This window comes from Methylotetracoccus oryzae (assembly GCF_006175985.1).
In the GTDB taxonomy this organism is placed as follows: Bacteria; Pseudomonadota; Gammaproteobacteria; order Methylococcales; family Methylococcaceae; genus Methylotetracoccus; species Methylotetracoccus oryzae.
The window spans coordinates 1-1,261 of record NZ_SRSH01000042.1 but is presented as its reverse complement, the minus strand read 5'-3'; the positions used below and the strand labels follow the sequence as shown (position 1 = coordinate 1,261).

The window sequence follows — 1,261 nt, the reverse complement described above, 5'->3', positions numbered from 1 at the left end:
CGACGATGGCCGACGACAGCATGGCATTTCTGGAGAGTTTGGGACAACTGGGTGGCGAGGATTTTTTGCGGTCCCTGGCGGAGCGGGTGTTGGCACAGCTGATGGAGTGTGAGGTGTCGAACCGGCTCGGGGCCGGTAAGCATGAGCGGAGCGAGGACCGGGAGGGTTATCGGAATGGCTACCGGGAACGGCCGCTGCACACGCGTTTGGGGACGCTGGAACTGAAGGTGCCGAAGCTCCGGCAGGGGAGCTATTTTCCGGGGTTTCTGGAGCCGCGACGGCTGACTGAGCAGGCGCTGACAGCGGTGATCCAGGAGGCGTGGATCGGCGGGCTGTCGACGCGTAAGGTCGACGATCTGGTCCAGGCGCTAGGCATGACCGGGATCTCGAAGAGCCAGGTGTCGGCGCTGTGTCGAGACATCGATGAGCGGGTGGACTCGTTTCTGACGCGGCCGATCGAGGGCGAGTGGCCGTACCTGTGGCTGGATGCGACCTATCTGAAGGTCCGGCAAGGCGGTCGGGTGGTGTCGGTGGCGGCGATAATCGCCTGTGGCGTGAACCAGGACGGCCGGCGGGAGATTCTGGGCTTAGGCTTGGGTGAATCCGAAGCCCAGGTGTTCTGGGTCGAGTTCCTGCGGAGCTTGCGGCAACGCGGCCTGACTGGTCTGCAATTGGTGATTTCCGATGCCCATGAAGGGCTGAAAGCGGCGATTGCGCAGGTCTTCTCGGCCACGTGGCAACGCTGCCGGGTGCACTTCATGCGTAATCTGTTGGCCTGCGTGCCGAAGGCCCGTCAGTCGCTGGTGGGCACCCTGGTGCGGCAAGTGTTCGTGCAGCCCGATGCGGCCAGCGCCCGGAAAGCCTGGCGGCAGGTGGCGGATGAGCTCCGGGGCCGTTTCCCCAAGGCCGCGGCCCTGATGGACAGCGCCGAAGCCGACGTGCTGGCCCATCTGGAATTCCCCGCGGCTCATCGCGTCAAGCTGCATTCGACCAACACGCTGGAGCGCCTGAACAAGGAAGTGAAGCGACGCGCGAACGTCGTCGGCATCTTCCCGAATCAGGCCAGTATTCGGCGCCTGATCGGGGCCGTACTGATGGAACAGAATGAGGAATGGCAGTTGCAGCACCGCTACCTGCCCCAACACACCATGACAGAGCACAGCGTCGGGATGGACCCATTACCCGGACTGACTGCAGACTGAAGAACTCATCTGAGCCGGAGTTCGCCCCCGAAAATTACACCACCTTGACGGACGCTACC

The 1,261-nt window shown here is 63.4% G+C and carries 1 protein-coding gene; it reads left to right on the top strand.

Annotated elements, in window-relative coordinates:
* Window positions 1-5 precede the first annotated feature (5 nt).
* Window positions 6-1,202, top strand: a complete 1,197-nt coding sequence (locus BWR02_RS20740) for an IS256 family transposase (RefSeq protein WP_139559817.1) — start codon at window positions 6-8, stop codon at window positions 1,200-1,202.
* The last annotated feature ends 59 nt before the right edge of the window (window positions 1,203-1,261 follow it).

What these genes read in the sequence shown, in the direction of transcription:
- BWR02_RS20740 (WP_139559817.1), top strand. Translation starts at nt 6, where the DNA reads ATGGCCGACGACAGCATGGCATTTCTGGAGAGTTTGGGACAACTGGGT.